17 protein-coding genes are annotated in these 18409 nt (G+C 64.1%); 11 read left to right on the top strand and 6 right to left on the bottom strand.

The window, feature by feature from the left end; genetic code table 11:
- Positions 1-46 precede the first annotated feature (46 nt).
- The 4 genes from LG409_RS16460 to menH are packed head-to-tail and all read left to right on the top strand — an operon-like array spanning position 47 to position 4349.
- Positions 47-529 carry a DoxX family membrane protein gene (locus tag LG409_RS16460; RefSeq protein WP_016915194.1) on the top strand — a complete coding sequence of 161 codons (483 nt, stop codon included), beginning with the start codon at positions 47-49 and terminating at the stop codon, positions 527-529.
- Between the two features lie 5 nt (positions 530-534).
- Positions 535-1878: an isochorismate synthase gene (locus LG409_RS16455; RefSeq protein WP_227407170.1), complete on the top strand. Its 1344-nt coding sequence runs from the start codon at positions 535-537 to the stop codon at positions 1876-1878.
- Positions 1879-1882: 4 nt separating this feature from the next.
- Positions 1883-3586 carry a 2-succinyl-5-enolpyruvyl-6-hydroxy-3-cyclohexene-1-carboxylic-acid synthase gene (gene menD, locus LG409_RS16450; RefSeq protein WP_227407169.1) on the top strand — a complete coding sequence of 568 codons (1704 nt, stop codon included), beginning with the start codon at positions 1883-1885 and terminating at the stop codon, positions 3584-3586.
- The gene (menH, locus tag LG409_RS16445; protein ID WP_227407168.1) at positions 3576-4349 is read left to right on the top strand and encodes a 2-succinyl-6-hydroxy-2,4-cyclohexadiene-1-carboxylate synthase; all 774 of its coding nucleotides are present in this window, start codon (positions 3576-3578) and stop codon (positions 4347-4349) included. Before menD ends, menH begins: the two co-directional genes overlap by 11 nt.
- A gap of 38 nt (positions 4350-4387) precedes the next feature.
- Here menH and LG409_RS16440 read toward each other — a convergent pair whose 3' ends face one another.
- Complete coding sequence (locus tag LG409_RS16440; protein ID WP_227407167.1) at positions 4388-5857, bottom strand: anion permease; 1470 nt, start codon at positions 5855-5857, stop codon at positions 4388-4390.
- Between the two features lie 292 nt (positions 5858-6149).
- Here LG409_RS16440 and frdA point away from each other — a divergent pair, with 292 nt between their 5' ends.
- The 7 genes from frdA (at position 6150) to LG409_RS16405 (ending at position 12929) form a co-directional block, all read left to right on the top strand.
- Positions 6150-7937, top strand: a complete 1788-nt coding sequence (frdA, locus tag LG409_RS16435) for a fumarate reductase (quinol) flavoprotein subunit (RefSeq protein ID WP_039175310.1) — start codon at positions 6150-6152, stop codon at positions 7935-7937.
- Complete coding sequence (locus LG409_RS16430) at positions 7934-8668, top strand: succinate dehydrogenase/fumarate reductase iron-sulfur subunit (RefSeq protein WP_227407166.1); 735 nt, start codon at positions 7934-7936, stop codon at positions 8666-8668. Before frdA ends, LG409_RS16430 begins: the two co-directional genes overlap by 4 nt.
- Before the next feature lie 180 nt (positions 8669-8848).
- Positions 8849-9250: a fumarate reductase subunit C gene (locus LG409_RS16425; RefSeq protein ID WP_227407165.1), complete on the top strand. Its 402-nt coding sequence runs from the start codon at positions 8849-8851 to the stop codon at positions 9248-9250.
- Positions 9247-9642 (top strand): fumarate reductase subunit FrdD, encoded by a 396-nt coding sequence (gene frdD / locus LG409_RS16420; RefSeq protein WP_227407164.1) that lies wholly within the window; start codon positions 9247-9249, stop codon positions 9640-9642. Before LG409_RS16425 ends, frdD begins: the two co-directional genes overlap by 4 nt.
- 64 nt (positions 9643-9706) lie before the next feature.
- The gene (gene menB, locus LG409_RS16415; RefSeq protein WP_227407163.1) at positions 9707-10567 is read left to right on the top strand and encodes a 1,4-dihydroxy-2-naphthoyl-CoA synthase; all 861 of its coding nucleotides are present in this window, start codon (positions 9707-9709) and stop codon (positions 10565-10567) included.
- On the top strand, positions 10567-11538 hold the full coding sequence (menC, locus tag LG409_RS16410; protein ID WP_227407162.1) for an o-succinylbenzoate synthase: 972 nt from the start codon (positions 10567-10569) through the stop codon (positions 11536-11538). The genes menB and menC overlap by 1 nt, the downstream gene beginning before the upstream one ends.
- A complete protein-coding gene (locus LG409_RS16405) occupies positions 11535-12929 on the top strand; it encodes an AMP-binding protein (protein WP_227407161.1) in 1395 nt (464 codons plus the stop codon). The genes menC and LG409_RS16405 overlap by 4 nt, the downstream gene beginning before the upstream one ends.
- An 8-nt stretch (positions 12930-12937) precedes the next feature.
- On the opposite strand, the gene LG409_RS16400 is transcribed toward LG409_RS16405, so the two are convergent.
- From LG409_RS16400 to LG409_RS16380, 5 genes are read right to left on the bottom strand one after another with little or no spacing between them, the layout of a single operon-like run.
- Positions 12938-14353, bottom strand: a complete 1416-nt coding sequence (locus LG409_RS16400) for an amidase (protein ID WP_227407160.1) — start codon at positions 14351-14353, stop codon at positions 12938-12940.
- Between the two features lies 1 nt (position 14354).
- Entirely contained in the window at positions 14355-15626 is a 1272-nt protein-coding gene (locus tag LG409_RS16395) for a Zn-dependent hydrolase (protein ID WP_227407159.1), read from the bottom strand.
- A 19-nt stretch (positions 15627-15645) separates the two neighbouring features.
- Positions 15646-16473, bottom strand: a complete 828-nt coding sequence (locus LG409_RS16390) for a FadR/GntR family transcriptional regulator (RefSeq protein ID WP_096922002.1) — start codon at positions 16471-16473, stop codon at positions 15646-15648.
- A gap of 11 nt (positions 16474-16484) precedes the next feature.
- The gene (locus LG409_RS16385) at positions 16485-18008 is read right to left on the bottom strand and encodes a sodium:solute symporter family protein (protein WP_227407158.1); all 1524 of its coding nucleotides are present in this window, start codon (positions 18006-18008) and stop codon (positions 16485-16487) included.
- Between the two features lie 15 nt (positions 18009-18023).
- Positions 18024-18266, bottom strand: a complete 243-nt coding sequence (locus LG409_RS16380) for a hypothetical protein (RefSeq protein ID WP_227407157.1) — start codon at positions 18264-18266, stop codon at positions 18024-18026.
- Positions 18267-18409: the final 143 nt, after the last annotated feature.

Genomic DNA, 18409 nt, shown 5'->3' with positions numbered 1-18409 from the left:
ACACTGGGGCTTCCCCCTGAAAGTGAACGTGGCAGGAGTCTACGCGATGATCGGCGAGTTTTTCAGACAAAACAAATATGCTGCCCTGGTTTGGCTACTGTTGAGGCTGTACCTGGGCATTACCTGGCTGACCCTGGGCATCGGCAAGATGACCGGCGGCTTCAATGCCGAAGGCTTTTTGCGCAATGCCGTGGCCAACCCGGTCATGCGCGAAGGCAGTATGGTCTACCCTAACTACGTGGCATTTCTGGAGCATGTCGCGCTGCCGTATGCGGATGTGATCAACGTGATGATCCCGCTGGGGGAAGTGCTGGTGGGGCTGGGGCTGATCGTGGGCGTGTTGACCTGCTATGCCGCTTTCTTTGCCATCGTCATGAACATGTCGTTCTTGATGGCGGGCACGGTGTCTACCAACCCCTGGATGATCGCCCTGAGCTTTTTCCTGCTGGTGGCCGGTGCCAACGCCGGGCGCTATGGCGGCGACCGCTGGGTGCTACCCTATATCAGGCATCGGTTGTCAGGGAAGTAACGACTATGCAGGTGATCCAGGCCGCGAAGGCGCTGGCAGCACAGTTGTCGGCGCTGGACCTTTTGGCATGCCGGGGTACGCAGAGCCTGAGCGTGCCCTGCGAGGTGGAGGATTTGGTGGGGTGGTTGAACGCACAGCGCGTGACGCCCCGCCTTTATTGGCAGCCGCGTGAGGCCTCGGCGGCGGGCTATGCCGTGCTGGGCGAGGCGCGGGCGTTTGACTCTCTGGTGGCGCTGCAGGTCGATATGCAGGCTCAAGCTCAAGCTCAGGCCCAGCCCCAGCCCGCCAGCGGCTCGCCCGACTATTTCGGCGGCGTGGCATTCGATGCCCAGGCGGCGGGTTGGCCCGGGTTTGGTGACTGCCGCTTCATACTGCCCCGTGTGCTGCTCAAGCGCCAGCAGGGGCGGTGCACGCTTTCCGTGAACCTGCGCTTCGATGACCGCCCTCCCGCCGAAGAGCTGGCCGCCGCCCAGGCGTGCCTGGCGGCCATCGTCCCGGAACAGCCGCTGCCCCCGGTGGCCCATGGCAGCTACCAGCGGTGTGATACGCCCACTCGGCCGGAGTGGGCCCGCTGGGTGTCGCAGGTGACCCAGCCCGAACGGCTGCAGCAGCTTCCCAAAGTGGTGCTTTCCCGAGAAACCTGCCTGACCGCCGAGCGCGTGCCCAGCCCCTGGGCCTTGCTGGGGCGCTGGCAGTCCGAGGCGCGGCACTGCTTTCATTTTGGGGTGCAGTGGGCGCCCGGTACGGCGCTGATTGGCTGCTCCCCCGAACGGCTCTACCGCCGCCAGGGCCAGCAGCTGATCACGGAGGCACTGGCCGGTACGACCCGGCGGGGGCGTGACACGGCGCAGGACGAAGCGCTCGCCGGAGCGCTGCTGGCCGATAAAAAGAACGGCCTGGAAAACCAGTGCGTGTACCAGCAGCTGTTGACCCAGCTGGAGCCGCTGGCCCAGCGCCTGGAGATGGGCGAGGCCCACGTGGTGCCGCTGCGGTCCGTGCAGCATATTCGCCGCGAAATTCATGCCGAGCTGTACCCCTTCATCACCGACCAGCAGCTGCTCAGCGTGCTGCCGCCCACGCCCGCCGTCGGCGGCACCCCGCGGTCGGCGGCGCTGGCCAGAATCCGTGAGCTGGAGCGCCACGCCAGGGGCTGGTACGCCGGTGCCTTTGGCCGCGTGGGGCATGGCTCCAGCGAGCTGGCGGTGTCGATTCGCTGTGCCCAGGTCAGCGATACGGCGATCCGCCTGTATGCGGGGGCGGGTATCGTGGCGGGGTCGCAGGCCGAAGACGAGTGGCACGAGCTGGATGCCAAGATTGCCGATATTCTCTCGCTGCTGGGAATGGGATAAGCCGATGCATTACGCCACCTTTAACCACGTTTGGGCGTCGCTGCTGTTGGAAGAGCTGTACCGCTGGGGGCTGCGCGAAGTAGTCGTGGCGCCTGGCTCGCGCTCCACCCCGCTGACCATGGCGGCCAGCGAGCACGCCGGGTTGCGCTGCCATACTCACTTCGACGAGCGCGGGCTGGGGTTCATGGCGCTGGGCCTGGCCCGAGGCGCCCAGCAGCCGGTGGCGGTGATCACCACGTCCGGCACGGCGGTGGCCAACCTTTATCCGGCCGTGGTGGAAGCCGCGCTGCTGGGCGTGCCGCTGGTGATTCTGTCTGCCGACCGGCCCATCGAGCTGCTGGATAACGGCAGTAACCAGGCCATCGACCAGCGGGATATCTTCGCCCGCCACACGGTGGCGCACCACGACTTGCCGACCCCCAGCCGCGAGATTCCCGCCGCCTATTTGCTCAGCACGATCGACCAGACCATGGCGCGACAGCACCGCCTGCCGGGCCCGGTGCACTTCAACTGCCGCTATCGCGAACCGCTCTACCCCTCCGCCCCGCCCGTGGCGGCCAGCGACTACCTGGCGCCGCTTTCGCGCTGGCAGCACAGCGCTGCCCCCTGGAGCGCCTGGCAAACCGCCCCCGCCGCCTTGCCGGTGGCATGGCCCGCCGCCTTCACCCGGCAGCGTGGGGTAATCGTGGTGGGGCGCATCGATGACCCTCAACAGGCGGCCCCCATTGCGGCCCTGGCCGAGCAGTTGGGCTGGCCGCTGCTGGCCGACCTGCAAAGCCAGCTATACGGCGACCCGCGCCACCTGGTGCATATGGACCTGGCCCTTCAGGACCCGCAGGTCAGCGCCGAGCTGGGCCGCGCCAACGTGCTGCTGCAGTTTGGCGGCAGGCTGATTTCCAAGCGCCTGACCCAGATGATTGCCCGCCACCCCTGGCAGCAGGCGTGGCTGGTCGAACCGTTACCCCAGCGCCTGGACCCGGACTTCACCCTTACTCAGCGGCTGGTGTGCACGCCCGCCGAGGCCATCGCCACGCTGCCCGCCGGGCCTGCCCAGCCCCCCTGGCATACCCTGGCGCGCCTTCAGCAGCGCACCCGCCAGGGCATCGAGCGCTATACGGCGGAGTTTTCCGAGCTGGGGGTGTGTCATCAGCTGGCCCAACTGGCCAGAGGGGCGCTGTTCGTGGGCAACAGCCTGCCCGCCCGGCTGATGAACATGCTGGGCTCGATCCGTTCGATGCCGCTGCGGGTGATGGCCAATCGCGGGGCTTCGGGCATCGATGGGCTGCTGGCCACCGCGTACGGGCTGGCCTGCACGACCGATGAGCCCACCACGGTGATTCTGGGCGACACCAGCGCGCTTCACGACCTCAACAGCCTGGCGCTGCTGGCCAGGGCCAAAGCGCCGCTGGTCGTGGTGGTGCTGAATAACGATGGCGGCAGCATTTTCCACATGCTGCCAGTGCCGGACGAAGGCGACCTGCTGGAGCGCTACTATCGCCAACCCCACGGGCTCGCGTTCGAGCATGCGGCGCGCATGTTTCACCTGAACTATGCCGCACCGACCACGCTGGAGGCGTTTTACGAGGCCTACACCCAGGCGCTGGAAGCCGGGGTGACGCTGATCGAGGTCACGGTGCCCCATCAGCAGGCCACCGATGCGCTGCAGGCCTTGGGCGCGTGGCTCCGGGAGGCAGCCCATGCATCCTGACCCTTCGCTCCCCTTTACGCTGGTGATGCTGCACGGCCTGCTGGGCGATAGGGACGATTGGCAGGCGCTTGGCGAGGCGCTGGAACACGCGCTGCCGGGCGTGCGCTGCCTGGCGCTGAACCTGCCGGGGCATGGGCAGCCCACCACGCCTGAGGTGGGCTCTTTTGCGGATTTTCATGACTGGCTCAGTGGCACGCTGGCCGAGGCGGGCGTGGGGCGTTATGGCCTGCTGGGCTACTCCCTGGGTGGCCGGCTGGCGCTCTATCATGCCAGCCAACGGCCCGCCGGTTTGGAGGCGCTGTGGCTGGAGAGCGCGCACCCCGGGCTGGCTGCGCCAGAGCGGGAAGCGCGCCGCGCCCACGATGAGCACTGGGCGCAGCGTTTTGAACAGTCGCCGCTGGCCGACGTGCTGACAGCATGGTACCAGCAGCCGGTGTTTGCCGATTTGACGCCAGCACAGCGCCAGCGTCAGATTCAGCGCCGGTTGGCCAACCATGGCCCCGCCGTGGCGCACATGCTGCGGGCCACCTCGCTGGGCCGGCAGCCCTCTCTCTGGCAGTGGCTGGCCGAGACCGAGCTGCCGGTTGGCTATTTCTCCGGCCTGCGGGACCCTAAGTTCAACACCCTGGCCAATCGCCTGACGCAGCACGCGCCGCGCCTGCGCCACTGGGCGCTGCCGGGCGGCCATAACCTGCATGTGGAACACCCCAAGGCCATGGCAGGGCGCTTGGCACAGCACTTGGCACAAACGCTGCCGCGCTAAGCGCGGCAAGCGTATGGTTCACTGAGTCAGTACATGGCTCACTGAATCAGCAGTAGCCAGGGCAGGCCAATGGCCAGCCAGGCCACTAGGAACAGCAGCCCGAAGATGGCCCCCAGGCGCCAGTACAGCGCGCTGGGCAAGTAGCCACTGCCGTAATACACCGGGCTGGGGCCGGTGCCATAAGGGGTCAGGATGCCCATGAAGCCCAGGGTGGGCAGCAACAGCAGAATGAACAGCTGCATGTCCAGCCCTGCAATGCCCGAAGCCGCCGCCAGCATGACCGGCAGCAGTGCGGTCACGTGGGCGGTGATGCTGGCGAAGAAGTAGTGCAGGACATAGAAGATGACCACCAGGGCGACCATGGCCACTAGCGGGTCGAAGTGGCTGATCTGCCCGCCTACCAGGTTGCCGAACCAGCCCACGAAGCCTACCTGGCTCAAGCCGCCCGCCAGAGCCACCAGGGTGGCAAACCACACGAAGGTATTCCAGGCGGCGCGGTTTTCGAGAATGTCGTTCCAGCTCACCATGCCGGTCAGCAGCATGCCGCAGATGACCACCAGCCCCACCAGCGACGCCGATACCCGGTCGCCAGCGAAGATCCACAGCAGCAGCGCGGTGACCACCATGATGACCAGCACGATTTCGTGGCGGGTCAGCGGGCCCAGGGTCTGCAGTTCCCCTTTCGCCCAGTCGGAGATCTCATGCCCGGCCTTTACCTCCGGGGCGCACAGCCAGTAGCACAGTAGTGGCACCAACAGCAGCAGAAGGACCCCCACCGGCACCACTGCGACGAACCACTGCCCCCAACTGATATGGATGCCCGTGGCGCTTTCGGTGAGCGCGATGGCCAGCAGGTTCGGCGCCAGGGCGGTGAGAAACATCGAGCTGGTCACGCAGGTGGCCGCAATGGCGGTCCACATCAGGAAGCTGCCCATACGCTTCATGCTGGGGTCGTTGGGGTGCGAGTCGTACAGCGGCGGCAGGTTACGAATGACCGGATAGATGGTGCCTGCGCTGCGCGCCGTATTGGAGGGCGTAAAGGGGGCCAGAATGCCATCGGCGAACATCACCGCGTAGCCCAGGGTCAGCGTGCGCTTGCCCATGGCGTGCACCAGCCACAGCGAGATCCGCCGCCCCAGCCCGGTCTTTTCATACCCCAGGGCAAACATGAAGGCACCGAAAATCAGCCAGACGGTAGCGTTGGTGAACCCCGAGACCGCCCAGGCGAAGGCCTGGTTGGCGGCGTTGAAGCCGTCGTTGGCCAGCTGCTCCGGGGAAAACAGCACCCAGCGGGAAAGCAGCGCCACCAGGGTAACGCCGACCAGCCCGATGACCGCGCCGGGCAGGGGTTCCAGAATCAGGCCGACCACGCAGCCTAAAAAGATGGCAAAGAAGTACCAGGCATGGGGTGGTAGCCCGGCCGGGGTAGGCAGCAGGGCGATCACCAGCGTGGTGGCCAGTGGCGCGAGCAGCGGCCAGCGAGAGCGGAGCGAAGCGCTGAGGTTCATGGCGACCTCTCGATAAGGTTATCGGCAAGCCGTAGCGCCTTGCCTGAGTGAGCACAGCAGAGATGAGGTTCAGCGTGATGTTTCACGGGTGTCAGAGAAAGCATAGGCAAGGCAAGTCGCGGTTTATTTGATCTATATCAATCATGCTTTAGATCAACGCCGAGGACCTGTCGGGCTGTGATAACGTCGCTTCATCAGCAGGGCGGCAGGCCGTGCGCAGGCCGGAATCGCGTCATGAGAAGTACGTCATGAGAAGTCCGTCATGAGAAGTGCAGCCGCACAAGGGGGTGCCATGCAGCAGCAGGATGTGGATATCGTCATCGTCGGCGGTGGGGGCGCGGGCCTGCGGGCCGCCATCGCGGCCGCCGAGCAGGCCAAGCAGGGCGGTCACGCGCAGCGCATCGCGCTGGTGTCCAAGGTGTATCCCATGCGTTCCCACACGGTGGCGGCCGAGGGGGGCGCAGCCGCGGTGACCAGTGACGAGGATTCGTTTCAGGCGCACTTCGACGACACGGTTTCCGGGGGCGACTGGCTGGTGGAGCAGGGCGTGGTGGACTACTTCGTGCGCCACGCCTACCAGGAGCTGGTGCAGATGGAGCGCTGGGGGTGCCCCTGGAGCCGCCAGCCCGATGGCCGTATACAGGTGCGCCGCTTTGGCGGCATGAAAACGGCGCGCACCTGGTTTGCTGCCGACAAGACCGGCTTCCATATGCTGCACACGCTGTTTCAGACCTCGCTGAAATACCCCGAGATCGAGCGCTTCGACGAGTACTTCGTACTGGACCTGGCCGTGCATGAAGGGGCCGTGGTGGGCGTCATTGCCCTGCAGGTCGCCACGGGCGAGCTGCTGCTGTTGCGTGCCAAGGCAGTGGTGCTGGCCACCGGCGGGGCCGGGCGACTGTTTCGCTTCAACACCAATGCGGGCATCGTCACCGGTGACGGCATGGCCATGGCCTACCGCCACGGCGTGGCGCTGCGCGACATGGAGTTCGTGCAGTACCACCCCACCGGCCTGCCCGGCTCGGGCATCCTGATCACCGAAGCGTGCCGGGGGGAAGGCGGTATTCTGCTCAACAAGGAGGGGTACCGCTACCTCCAGGACTACGGCCTGGGGCCGGAAACACCCCTGGGCAAGCCGGAAAACAAGTACATGGAGCTGGGCCCTCGAGACAAGCTTTCCCAGGCGTTCTGGCAGGAGCAGCAGGCCGGGCGCACCGGCAAGTTTGGCGACAGCGACGTGGTCTATCTCGACCTTCGCCACCTGGGCGCCGACTATCTGCATGAGCGCCTGCCGTTCATCTGCGAGCTGGCCAAATCCTATATCAACGTCGACCCCGTCAAGGAGCCGATCCCGATTCGGCCTGCGGTGCACTACACCATGGGCGGCATCGAAACCGATCCCCAGTGCGAAACGACCATTGCGGGCCTGTACGCCGCCGGGGAGTGTGCATCGGTAGGCCTGCATGGTGCCAACCGGCTGGGCTCCAACTCGCTGACCGAGCTGCTGGTCTTTGGCCGCTTGGCCGGGGAGCAGGCCAGCCAACGGGCCGCCCGCACCGACTGGGTGGCGCTGCCGGTCTTGCAGGCGCAGGCCCAACGGCAGCAGGCGCGGTTGGCCACGCTATGCGATGGCCAGGGCAGCGGTGAATCCTGGGTGACGCTCAAGCACGCCATGGTGCAGGCCATGGAGAGCGGCTGCGGTATTTATCGCACCGAAGCAGGCATGCAGCAGGCGTTGGGAACCCTTCGCCAGCTGCGCCAGCGCTATGCCCAAGTGCGGGTCAGTGACACCAGCAAGATCTTCAATACCGAGCTGCTGGAGTGCCTGGAGTTTGGCTACGGGCTGGAGATTGCCGAGGCGTCGTGCCTGGCCGCGTTGGAGCGTCGCGAATCCCGGGGTGCCCACCAGCGTCTGGACGAGGGCCTGCAGGCCCGCGACGACGTGGGCTATCTCAAGCATAGCCAGGTGTTTTACCAGGGTGATGCGCCCGCCGAGCTGCGCTGGCAGGCGGTGGATACCCGCTTTTCGGCCCCGGCCGCGCGGGTTTACGGGGATGCGGCCAAGGGAGGCAAGGCATGAACAAGCACATCAGCATCAAGCGTTACCTGCCCGACAGCGCAGCGGAACCCTACTGGCAAACCTACGACGTTGCGGTGGAGGAGAGCACCTCGCTTCTCGACGCGTTGAACCATATCAAGGAGCAGCAGGACAGCACGCTGAGCTACCGCTGGTCTTGCCGAATGGCGATTTGTGGCTCCTGCGGCGTCATGGTCAACGGCATTCCCAAGCTGGGCTGTAAAACCTTCCTGCGCGACTACCCTGACGAGATTCGTATCGAACCGTTGGCGCACTTCCCCGTGCAGCGGGACCTGGTCGTGGATATGGCGCTGTTCCTGGAGCACCTGGCGGCGGTGAAGCCTTACCTGATCGAACAGGACCCGGTGCAGACCTTCGACCCCGGCCAGGCGCAGCCCCACACACAAACGCCTGAACAGCTGGCGCGCTATCGGCAGTTTGCCAACTGCATCAACTGTGGCCTGTGCTATTCGGCGTGCCCGCAGTTTGGTTTGAACCCGGAGTTTCTGGGGCCTGCGGCGCTGACCCTGGCGCACCGTTACAACCTGGACAGCCGGGACCAGGGCAAACGCCAGCGCATGGCGCAGCTCAACCGCCACGATGGTGTCTGGAGCTGTACCTTCGTGGGCTTCTGCTCGCAGGTATGCCCCAAGCACGTCGATCCGGCCGCTGCGGTCAACCAGGGCAAGGTCGAGGCCGCCAAACATACGCTGATCGCGCTGTTTAAGGGGTAGGGGTAACCAAGCCGCGTTGCCGTGCGGCAGGTTTCCGCGAGGGCGCTGTGAACCCATCCATGGGCGCTACTTTCGCCATCCTTGGCGAAAGACCCTCGCTACAACCTGCCCCACTCAACGGTATCGGATATCCGTCACTAACTGAGATAGCTCAGTTAGAAAAGGTGTAGGAGATTGGATATGGAAAAATCATCATCACAACGGCTGCCGCCCTTGAAGCGCAACTGGTGGCTGAAGCACGGTTTCTTCAAGCGCTATATGCTGCGCGAAGCCACGGTGGTGCCGCTGGTGTTTTTCATTCTCTGCCTGTTGGCAGGGGTGTTCGCGCTGTTGCAGGGCCCGGCGAGCTGGCAGGGCTGGGTGGCCTTCATGGGCTCGCCGCTGGTGGTGCTGCTGAACGCGCTGGCGCTGGTGGCCAGCCTCTATCACGCGGCCACCTTCTTCGTGCTGTTTCCTCGGGTCATGCCGCTACGTGTGGCGGGGCACAGCGTGCCCGCTGGTGCCATCGTTGCTGGCCAGTGGGCGGGGGTCGTGGCAGTGGCGGTCGTGTTGTTCTGGCTCTTGGGGAGGGGCGGCGCATGAAAATCTCACATCAAAAAGCCCCCCTGGGTCAGCCACGGCAAGCCTATGACGAACCCCTGTGGTGGGGGCTGTTCAGTGCCGGGGGCGTCTGTTTTGCCGTGGTCTTGCCTGCGGTGATTCTGTTCGTCGGGCTATTGCTGCCGCTGGGCCTGCTGCCCGCCGAGGCGCTTGGCCACGAGCGGGCCTCCCGCCTGCTGTTCAGCCTGCCTGGCGTGCTGTTCATCGGCGCCGCCGTGTGCTTGCCGCTGTTTCATGCCGCCCACCGGCTGCGCCATGGCCTATTCGACCTGAGCCTGGGCCAGGACACCCGCAACAAATGGCTGATGTACGGCCTGGCGGCCCTGCTGAGCCTGTTGGCGCTGGCTCTGGCGGTCGTGGGCTGGCTGCGCTGAGGCCCGCCCGCGAACACGTCCGTATCAAAAAGAACGCACACCCCTGATAAAGCACGAGGTCAGCATGATCGAAGGACTCACGGAACAGGCACTGTATACCCCCATCAAGTGGCAGGACGCCTCGCAGGAGTACCAGGACATCCTCTATCACACCGCTGAGGAGGGCATTGCCCGGATCACCATCAATCGCCCTGAGGTGCGCAATGCGTTTCGCCCGCAAACGGTGAGCGAGATGATCCATGCCCTGGGCCGCGCGCGCCACGACAGCGCCATTGGCGCGATTCTGCTGACCGGGGCAGGCGAACAGGCCTTCTGCTCCGGGGGCGACCAGCGCATTCGCGGCGACTATGGCGGCTACCGCGACGAGGCGGGCACCCATCACCTCAACGTGCTGGATTTCCAGCGTGACATTCGCACCTGCCCCAAGCCGATCATCGCCATGGTGGCGGGCTACGCCATTGGCGGTGGCCACGTGCTGCACATGATGTGTGACCTGACCATCGCCGCCGACAACGCCGTTTTTGGGCAAACGGGCCCCAAGGTGGGGTCGTTTGACGGGGGCTACGGGGCTTCTTACATGGCGAGAATCGTCGGCCAGAAAAAAGCCCGTGAAATATGGTTCCTGTGCCGACAGTACAGCGCCGCCCAGGCGTTGGAGATGGGGCTGGTGAACCACGTGGTGCCGGTGGCCGAGCTGGAGCGAGAGAGCGTGCGCTGGTGCCGTGAAATGCTGCAGCATAGCCCCATGGCGCTGCGCTGCTTGAAAGCGGCGCTGAACGCCGACTGCGACGGCCAGGCCGGGCTGCAGGAGCTGGCGGGCAATGCCACCATGCTCTTCTACATGACCGACGAGGGGCAGGAAGGGCGCAACGCCTTCAATGAAAAGCGCCGCCCGGACTTCTCGCGCTACCCGCGCAACCCCTGATGGCGCTGGCGCTTTACCGCTACTCGCTACCGTTTCGCCAGCCGCTGATGTTCAAAGGTCAGCGGTTGGCGAGCAGAGAAGGCCTGTTAGTCACGATCAACGGCCAGTGGGGCGAGATAGCCCCTTTGCCTGGCTTCTCCACAGAAACCCTCGCTGACGCCACCGCCGAGAGCCTGGCCTGCCTGGCGGCTATAGAGCGCGGTGAGACAGCCAAACCAACGTTACCTTCCGTGCAATTTGGTTTTGACTGTGCCCGGCACCGCTGGCCCGCTTTCCTGCCTGCTCCTCTGCCGCCCTACCCATTGCTGCAGGGCTCCCCGCAAGCGCTGATGAGTGCACTGCCGGAGCGCGTGGCCCAATGGCAGGCCGCCCCACCAGAGCGCATCAAGCTGAAGGTGGCCCGCTACCCGAGCGATGCGGAGCTGGCCTTGATCGCAAGCCTTGCCAAGTGGCTACCCAACACGCGACTGCTCCTCGATGCCAACGGTGGCTGGCAGCGCGAGCAGGCACTGGGCTTTTGCCAGCAGCTCTCGCCTGCCCAAATCGATTACCTGGAGGAGCCCTGTGCTACGCTGGCCGACAGCATCGCCGTGGCGGACGCCACGGGCATCGACATCGCCCTGGATGAAACCCTGCAGCGCGGTACCGCCTGGGCGCCGCACCCTCGGCTGGCGGCGCTGGTCATCAAGCCGACGCTGATTGGCGGGTTCGCGGCCTGCCTGGCGTTGGTTCAGCGCGCCAGGGCCCACCGCTTGCGGGTGGTGATCTCATCCAGTTTCGAATCTCAGTGGGGGTTGGGGCAGTTGAGTTGCCTGGCCCGGCAGTGGGCTCCCGAGGAGCCTGCGGGGCTGGATACCGCCCAGGCGTTCAGCGAATCACTTCTCTCGCCAGCCGGTAAGTTGCGGCACGCGCGGCTGTACTGCCTCTACCACGCCGCCGCTGGCGACGACTGCAAGGAGCTTTCCCCGTGACCGAGACATGCCCCATTCACTACTGGGCCCAGCAGACGCCGGAGCATATCGCGGTGGAGGCGGGCACCGTGCGCCTGAGCTATCGCACGTTGAACCGGCGCGTGGCATCCCTGGCCCAGCAGTTGGCCAGGCAGGGCCTGATGCCGGGCATGCCCCTTTTGGTACCCACCCGAGGGGCGTTGCAGGGCGTGCTGCTTGCCTGGGCCTGCCTGCGGGCAGGGGTGGTGTTCTGCCCGCTGAATCCGGCGTTCCCCGTGGCTCAGCAGCAGGCGCTGGCGCGGCGGATGCAGGTCACCCGGGTGTGCCAGCCGGAAAGTGACTTTGCCTACTCTTCCGAGCTGCCGCCGATCTCCCTCGACTACCGCGCGGAGGCCGACTCCGGCGAGCCACCGGTCTTGTACGCGAGCCAGCGCAGCAACACCATCCTCACCTCCGGCTCCAGCGGCCCGCCCAAGGCGGTGCTGCACCGGGTGGGCAATCATCTGGCCTCGGCGCGGGGTTCGGCATCGCTGATGCCTGTGGACCCGGATAGCGGCTGGCTGCTTTCGCTGCCGCTGTTTCATGTGGGAGGCTATGCCATTGCGTTTCGGGTCTTTCTGGCCGGGGGGCGGCTGGTGCTGGACGATGCGACTCGCCCGCTGGCCGAGCGCCTGATGCAGCAGCCTGTCACCCACCTTTCATTGGTGCCGACGCAGCTTTGGCGGCTACTGAGGGAAGGCTTCGACCCTCGACACACCCAGCTCCGCGAGCTGCTGCTGGGGGGCGCGGCCATTCCCGCGCCGCTGGTCGAACGCTTGCAGCGCCTGGGGCTGACGCCCAAGGTCAGCTACGGGCTGTCGGAAATGGCCAGCCAGGTGTGTACCGGCTTGCCCTCCGCCCCTGGCGTGGTAGGGCAGCCCTTGCCGGGACGTCAGGTGCGGGTGGTGGATGGCGAAATTCAGGTCAAGGGCGACACGCTGTTCAGCGGCTATCTGGCCGATGGCGCGCTGGACCCCGCCGTCAACGACGAGGGCTGGTTCGCCACCCGCGACCGGGGCTACTTCGACGACCAGCAGGCGCTCGTCGTCGAAGGGCGGCTCGACAACGTGTTCATTTCCGGCGGTGAAAACATACAGCCAGAGAGCATCGAGCAGCGGCTGGTCGACTACCCGGGCGTGGCCCAGGCGCTGGTGGTGGCCGTGCCGCATCCGGAGTGGGGCGAGCGCCCGGTGGCCTTCATCGAACCGCAAACCGATGCGCTCTGCCACAAGGCCCTGGCCGCCTGGGTACGCGAGGCGCTGCCGGGCTTCATGGTCCCCGATGCCTGGCTACCCTGGCCGCCGCAGGTGGCGCTCAAACCCTCGCGCAAACAGTTCGCCGAGTTGGCACGCAGGCAGTTGGCTGACGTTTAGCCTCTGTGTCAGGCCTGTTCTGGGGGCGCGTATTCAGGTGGCTTTAATGGCGGCAAATAGCGCTCAAGCAACTGTGCAGCGTGCAGCACCTTGAGGTCCTGGTATTTTCCGGCCACCAAATGCAGGCCCACCGGCAGCCCTTGCTGATCCAGCCCGCAGGGAAGGGAAGCGGCGGGTTGCTGGGTCAGGTTGAACGGGTAGCTAAACGGCGTCCAGTCCATCCAGTCGCGGTAGCGCCCGCCCGGCGGCACGTTGTGGCCTGCCGCGAAAGGCGCGATGGGCATGGTGGGCGTGACCAGCAGGTCGTACTGCTCATGAAAGGCGGCCATGTGGGCGGTCAATTCGCTGCGCTCACGGCGGGCGGCAAGGTAGGCGGAAAGTGAGACGTCCTGCCCGCGCCGTGCAATCTCCAGAAAGCCAGGATCGAGCGCGGCTTGCTGCCGAGCATCGAGCTTTTCGACGGCCTGGGTGGCGCCTGCAAACCATAGTGTGTTGAACGTCCTGAGCGGATCGCTAAAGCCAGGGTCGATGCGGTCGACGGTGGCGCCCAATGCTTCCAGGTAACCGACGGCTTCTTCAACGCGCTGGGCGATATCCGGCGCGACGTCTACGTAGCCGAGATTAGCGCTAAAGGCGATGCGCCAACCCTGCAGGCTGGCCGAAGAGGGCGTAAGCCAGTCGGGCCCTCTGGGGTTGCCAGCGTAGCCATCCCGAGCATCCGGCTGGGCCATCACGCTCAGCATCAGGGCGCTATCCCTTGCCGTGCGCGTCATGGGGCCCAGATGCGACAGGGTGCTCATGGCGCTGGCGGGCCACTGGGGGACCCAGCCAAAGGTGGGCTTGATGCCAAAGGTGCCGGTAAAACTGCAGGGAATACGAATGGAGCCGCCTGCGTCGCTGCCCTGATGAAGCAGGCCCAGGTTCAGCGCCGCGGCCGCCCCTGCACCGCCGGATGACCCGCCGGGTGTGAGATCAGTGTTCCATGGGTTGCGGGTAATACCGTGCAGCGGGTTGTCGGTGACGCCTTTCCAGCCAAACTCGGGCGAGGTGGTTTTGCCGATCACGATGGCCCCGGCATTGCGCAGGTGGCGGCTGATGGGTGCGTCTATCTCCCAGGGGCCATCCGGTGCCGTGGTTGTCGACCCCAGCCGAGTCGGCAGCCCTTTGGTCAAGGTCAGATCCTTGATGGTCACGGGAATCCCGTCCAGCGGCCCGCAGGGCGCCCCGGCCTGCCAGCGCCGAGTGGACTCGGCGGCTAATTGGCGGGCCTGTTCTCCGTTGACACAGGTGAAGGCATTGACCCTGGGGTTATCTCGTTCGATGCGCGCCAGGCAGTCCTCCACCAGCGTCTCCGGCGAGAGCGATCCCTCTCTGAAGCGCGCCAGAGCGTCCACGGCCGTCAGGGTTGCTAAGGTATCTGCCATGCTATTCGCCATCCTCGATACCTGCCGCTTCCAGCATGGCGTGCAGTAGCACGTTACAGCCTGCGTGGACGTGCTCGGGCGTGGCGCTTTCGATCTCGTTATGGCTGATGCCATCCTTGCAGGGAATGAAGATCATCGCGGCGGGGGCAACACGGCTAATGAACATTACGTCGTGGCCTGCGCCGCTGATGATATCCATGTGCGATAGCTGCAGCTTTTCAGCGGCCTGGCGCACGCTATTCACGCATGCCTGATCGAAATGCTCAGGGGCAAAATCGGCCGTCGGGGTCAGTTCGTACTCCAGCCCGTGACGTTGGCAAATTTCTTCCACGGCGCTGGCCACGGCTTGCCCCATGGTAATGAGGGCCTCGGGTTCCCAGTGGCGCATGTCCAGGGTCATCTTGACCTGGCCGGGAATTACGTTGCGCGAGCCCGGATGCAGCGTCATGCAGCCCACCGTGCCGCGCCCGTGGGGTTGATGTTCATGGGCAATCCGGTTGAGTGCCTGGGTGACTTCTGCCGCGCCCATCATGGCATCCCGGCGCAGGTTCATGGGCGTGGGCCCTGCATGGGCTTCGAGCCCCGTCAGGGTCAAGTCGAACCACTTCTGCCCAAGCCCACCGATGACCACGCCAATGGTGGTCTCGGTATCTTCGAGAATGGGGCCTTGTTCGATGTGAGGCTCGAAATACGCCTTGATCTCGTCCGGCGACACCTCATCCTGGCCACGATAGTGAATGGCATCCAGCGCGTCGCTCACCGTGATGCCTTCGGCGTCGGTGCGCGCCATCATGGCATCGAACGCCAGTTCGCCGGTAAAGACGCCAGAGCCCATCATGCAGGGCGGAAAGCGGCAGCCCTCTTCGTTCGTCCAGGCCACCACTTCGATGGGTGAGCGCGTGGTGATGTTGTGCTGGTTGAGCGTGCGAATGACTTCAAGTCCCGACATGACACCGAAGCAGCCGTCGTATTTGCCGCCGGTGGGTTGGGTATCCAGATGGCTGCCCGCCATGACTGTTTTGGCACTGGGGTCGCTGCCTTCCCGGCGGGCAAAAATATTGCCGATATTATCAATGCGGATCGTGCAGCCCTCGGCACGGCACCACTGAATGAACAGGTCGCGGCCCTGGCGCTCCAGGTCGGTCAACGCCTGACGGTTCACGCCGCCCTTGGGCGTGGCCCCTAGTTTGGCCATCTCCATGAGCGACGCCCAAAGGCGGTCACTGTCGGTACGTAAATCTGTGCGGTGGCTGGGGGTAACGTAGGTGTTCATCTCATGTCTCCTCGCCGAATCAAACGGCGGTATATTCCGTTGGCAGATCGTGCAGCTTGGATCGATGGTGCGAGTTATTCGTTAGTGCGGTGCTGACCAGCATCTGGGCGGCCATTTCCGTTTCCAGTGCGCTCATGTGGTGCTCGGCATCGGCCATGTGCTCGGCCATGATGCGTCGCACACGCGGGGTATCTTCCGCGCGGTAGGCGTCCACCAGTTGGCGGTGGTAATCCTGGTTGGCGTGATCGAACTGCTTGCGTTCGGGCACGTAGGCTTTTTTGATCACCACGAGATCGCGCAGCATGTCGTTCAGAAACTGGCACATGAAGGCGAGCAGGGGGTTTGGGCAGGCATGGGCCAGCCGTTGATGAAACTCCAGCTCCAGAAAGCGCTGGTGCCGGTGGTCGTCTTCATCACTGGCGCAGCAGGCGCAGGCCGCCATGTTGGCTTCCAGCTGCTGGAAGTCATGTTCGGTGAGCCGTCCCACAACCGAAGCGGCCAGCTCGACTTCCAGCAGTTTGCGTAGCTGGTACACCTGCTTGCCATCCAGCTGCTGGAAGTGCAGGAAGTTACGCAGCATGCGGCTGGCGGGCTCCATGCTCGGCTGATTGATGACCGCGCCCCCTTTGGGCCCGGTCTTCAACGTGATGAGCCCCTCGACTTCGAGAATCTTGAGCGCTTCGCGCACGGTGCCCTTGGCGCTTCCGTAAAGCTCCATCAGCGCTTTTTCGTTGGGTAGCCGGTCGCCTTCCCCTAGCGACTCTGCGGCTATCCAGCGCTTGATGTCGTCACTGATCAGCTCGGCGAGCTTGGGTCTGCGCGGCGCGGCAGCAGGGGCTTGAGTCATCGACCCACTCCTTATTTGCGAAGAGCGCTGGTGGACACTGCCTGGGAGTAGGCGGGCAAGCGCTCTGGGTGATACTCGGCATCGTAGTCATGGCGTGCCTGGGTAAAGCGTTCCACGACGGCGGTATCGCGGCGGTTCAGCACATGGCTGAGTGCCACGAACAGCGCTGCATTCAGCAGCAAGCCCCAGACCCCGGCGTGGTAGCCAAAGGGGGCACTTAGCGGGCCAAAGGTCATGAGCAGGACACACGCCACCCCCGCCCACAAGCCCACCAGTGCGGCCGTGGGATGGGCCTTTTTCCAGGTGATGGCACCGAGGGTGGGAATGATCAACTGGGCCGTGCCCGCCAGTGCTGCAATGCCGATGGTGACCAGTACACCCGGCACGGTCAGCGCCATGATGTAAGCGGCCAATGAGAAGCCCACCAACGAAAGACGGCCGATGTAGACGATGCGTGCCTGGGTGGCATCACGGTTCACGTAGCGTTTGTAGATATCCATCGTCACCACGGTGGACACCGCGTGAATCTGCGAGTTGGCCGTGGACATGGCTGCCGAAGCGCCCGCCGCCATGATCAGCGACGCGAGCAGGTAAGGCGCATACTCCATGAGCATGATGGGCAGAATCTGGTCAGGATTGGCGATGTTGGGCTCGAGCAGTACGCCCGAATAGCCGGAGAGAACCGAGCCGACATAGGCAAAGGCTGCCAGACCCAGCAAAAACGGCATCAAGTTGAACAGCTTGCCGTGTTTGACCGAGTACATGCGCAGCCAGATTTGTGGGCCCATGAAGGCCCCGATAGCGGTAATGGCAAACAGCGAGAACCACATGGGGTAGCCCATCGTACCGTTCGGCCCTGGCATGGTGAGATGCTCGGGGGAGCTTTGTTGAAGCTGGCCGAACAGCGCCGTTGGGCCACCCACCTGGGTCGAGATGTAATAGCCTGCATAGAGCATGCCGAAGAACAGCAGCGCGCCATAGATCACGTCGGTCCAGGCAATGGCGCGAATGCCGCCAATCCACACGTAGATAATGATGATGAAGTAGAAAAGCAGGGCCGCTAGCCAGAAAGGAATCAGCCCGCCGGAGGCGACTTCGATTAAATAGGCGCCGCCGGTTAGCTGGATCTGCAAATAAGGCACGGTGAAAATCAGCGTAATCGCCGCCACGGTAATACGCAGCGCTTCGCTGTTATAAAAATCACCGATTAAGTCTGAAGGCGTTAAATAGTTGAATCGTTTGCCTAAAAACCAGACTCGTTTGCCAATCCAGTAGTACATGAAGCCAAACAGCAGGTTCCAGGCTAACGCAGTAAGAAATACGGGCCCGTTGGTATAAAACGTGGCATTGGAGCCAAGGAACGCGAACGCGCTCCACCAGGTGGCGGCCACGGTAAAAAATACCGCGATGCTGCCCATGGCGCGACCCTGGACAAAGAAGTCCTCGCTGGTTTCCTGTGACTGTCGAGCCGATAACACGCCCACCATGAGTGGGATGATCATAAAGGCTGCAATGATGATTAAGCTGCCGGTCATGATGAACCCCTTTTCTTACCGCTGTGAAGTGGCGTGAACAGACGAAGGTTCGGGGCTACCCCAGTTGGTGAAGTAAGCCACCAGAAATAGCGCCGTCAACGCAAACCACCAGAAAAGGTTCCAGACCAGTAGAAAGGGGAGTCCCAACACCATGGGTTCAATGCGATTAGCCAGCATGATGACGGGGCTTTCCAGCATGAAGAAGCTGAAAATCATACCGCCATAAAGCGATAGCTTGAGCGGAGTTACGTGTTTCATAGCGATTTAGCCCTTTGTTTATATTGAGTTCATGAGCTTTGTTTCAAACGTTGACGCGCCAGCGGCCCGTCTTCGCAAGCCGAGCTTCAGGCGCAGAGTAACGTTTGGGCGTGTTCCAACTTTTTTATTGTATTTATTCGTAT

Origin of the sequence: Halomonas sp. NyZ770 (assembly GCF_020616575.1) — a bacterium.
Classification (GTDB): domain Bacteria; phylum Pseudomonadota; class Gammaproteobacteria; order Pseudomonadales; family Halomonadaceae; genus Vreelandella; species Vreelandella hamiltonii.
This window is presented reverse-complemented; position numbering and strand designations above follow the sequence as displayed.

Coding starts and splice junctions, on each gene's coding strand:
- LG409_RS16460 (WP_016915194.1), top strand. CDS start 47: ATGATCGGCGAGTTTTTCAGACAAAACAAATATGCTGCCCTGGTTTGG.
- LG409_RS16430 (WP_227407166.1), top strand. CDS start 7,934: ATGAACAAGCACATCAGCATCAAGCGTTACCTGCCCGACAGCGCAGCG.
- LG409_RS16400 (WP_227407160.1), bottom strand. CDS start 14,353: ATGGCAGATACCTTAGCAACCCTGACGGCCGTGGACGCTCTGGCGCGC.
- frdD (WP_227407164.1), top strand. CDS start 9,247: ATGAAAATCTCACATCAAAAAGCCCCCCTGGGTCAGCCACGGCAAGCC.
- menC (WP_227407162.1), top strand. CDS start 10,567: ATGGCGCTGGCGCTTTACCGCTACTCGCTACCGTTTCGCCAGCCGCTG.
- LG409_RS16395 (WP_227407159.1), bottom strand. CDS start 15,626: ATGAACACCTACGTTACCCCCAGCCACCGCACAGATTTACGTACCGAC.
- menH (WP_227407168.1), top strand. CDS start 3,576: ATGCATCCTGACCCTTCGCTCCCCTTTACGCTGGTGATGCTGCACGGC.
- menD (WP_227407169.1), top strand. CDS start 1,883: ATGCATTACGCCACCTTTAACCACGTTTGGGCGTCGCTGCTGTTGGAA.
- LG409_RS16385 (WP_227407158.1), bottom strand. CDS start 18,008: ATGACCGGCAGCTTAATCATCATTGCAGCCTTTATGATCATCCCACTC.
- menB (WP_227407163.1), top strand. CDS start 9,707: ATGATCGAAGGACTCACGGAACAGGCACTGTATACCCCCATCAAGTGG.
- LG409_RS16380 (WP_227407157.1), bottom strand. CDS start 18,266: ATGAAACACGTAACTCCGCTCAAGCTATCGCTTTATGGCGGTATGATT.
- LG409_RS16390 (WP_096922002.1), bottom strand. CDS start 16,473: ATGACTCAAGCCCCTGCTGCCGCGCCGCGCAGACCCAAGCTCGCCGAG.
- frdA (WP_039175310.1), top strand. CDS start 6,150: ATGCAGCAGCAGGATGTGGATATCGTCATCGTCGGCGGTGGGGGCGCG.
- LG409_RS16455 (WP_227407170.1), top strand. CDS start 535: ATGCAGGTGATCCAGGCCGCGAAGGCGCTGGCAGCACAGTTGTCGGCG.
- LG409_RS16440 (WP_227407167.1), bottom strand. CDS start 5,857: ATGAACCTCAGCGCTTCGCTCCGCTCTCGCTGGCCGCTGCTCGCGCCA.
- LG409_RS16425 (WP_227407165.1), top strand. CDS start 8,849: ATGGAAAAATCATCATCACAACGGCTGCCGCCCTTGAAGCGCAACTGG.